At 70.6% G+C, this 1,369-nt stretch carries 1 protein-coding gene; it reads left to right on the top strand.

Translation table 11 applies throughout. From position 1 onward, the window contains the following. Positions 1–353: 353 nt before the first annotated feature. The gene (locus tag E2E34_RS34325) at positions 354–1,343 is read left to right on the top strand and encodes a type IV toxin-antitoxin system AbiEi family antitoxin domain-containing protein (protein ID WP_244316401.1); all 990 of its coding nucleotides are present in this window, start codon (positions 354–356) and stop codon (positions 1,341–1,343) included. The last annotated feature ends 26 nt before the right edge of the window (positions 1,344–1,369 follow it).

The raw sequence follows: 1,369 nt of genomic DNA, 5'->3' as shown, positions 1-1,369 counted from the left end.
GTGTGGAGGTGCGTGGATTCGCTGGGCTGCCCTTGCCGTCACTGCTGGTGGAGTCACCGCCGCACGCGGCAGTGAGACACAGAACCGCCGTTGCTGCTGCGGCGGCAGCCGTTCGACGTGCCGAACGGGTTGAACGTACCGAACGTGCCTTCACGCCTCACCGCTCCTGTGCGTATTACCGCTGACCAACGAGTACGAGTACGAGTACGACCACTACTACGACTACGGACCACTGATCGCACGGTAACAACGACCGGGGCGCACTGGCCTGGGCCCACGGGCCCAATGGGCGTCGCGTCGTCACTTATCCACAGGGGTCGCGGGCCTGGAAGGTGGCTGGGACGCTCGACGACATGACACGCACAACGGGGGACATGGCCGCACTGGCCGCGCTGGCGCACCGCCAGGGTGGCGTGCTGCTCACACGCCAAGCCGTGCGGCTGGGGTGGCCACCGTCCCGTCTCCGCCGCGCGCTGAGAGGGCATGGGTGGACGCAGGTGCGTCGGGGATGCTGGGCGGAGCCGGGAGCGGTGGTGGACCGGATGGTGTGGTTACGGGCGATTCTGCTGGCGCACCCGCGATGGGCCGCGAGCCACCGAACGGCCGCGTGGCTGCACGAGATCGAGCTGCCGTGGACGACGGCTGACGACCAGGCACGTGGCTGGCTGGAGTTCACGGCACCGGCGGAGACGTCGGCCGTGCCGCTGCCCCGGGCTCGCGTACACCGGTCGCTGCTGCCCGAGGCGTCCACGACGTACGTCTCGGGCGTCCGCGTCACCAAGGTCACTCGCACGCTCGCGGACCTGCTGCGGTCGAGCCCCAGGGAGGAGGCGCTGGTCGCTGTCGAGTCCGCGGTGTCCATCCGCCCGTCGGCGACCGACCCGCGGGCGAACCGCCCGGCGTTCACGCACCTCAGCACGGTGGCCTCGGCTTTGGAAACCGGCCCACAGCGGGGCGTGCGCAGGGCACGCGCGTTGCTCGCGCTGGCGGACCGCAGGAGCGGTTCGCCCGCCGAGACCGTCGCCCGCCTGCGCATGCACGACGCCGGCCTGCACCCCGAGCCGCAGGCGCAAGTGAGGCCGCCGGGTGGGAGGCGACGGTCGGTCGACTTCCTGTTCCGGGAGGAGGGAGTGGCAGTGGAGATCGAGGGTTACGCGTACCACGGCGACCGAGCGGCCCACGATCGAGACGTACGCCGCTACAACGAACTCGCCCTGTGCCGGCTCATCCGCCGGTCGCTGCGGTTCACGGCCATGGATGTCTACCTGCGCCCGGACACGATGATCGAGGAGATCCGCCACGCACTGGCCCTGGCGAGGGGCGGGGGCGAACTTGCCGGGTGAACCGTGTTGCTGCTGGGGGTGTGGGG

It is taken from the genome of Streptomyces albidochromogenes (assembly GCF_005981925.1).
GTDB classification, from domain to species: Bacteria; Actinomycetota; Actinomycetes; order Streptomycetales; family Streptomycetaceae; genus Streptomyces; species Streptomyces albidochromogenes.
This window is presented reverse-complemented; position numbering and strand designations above follow the sequence as displayed.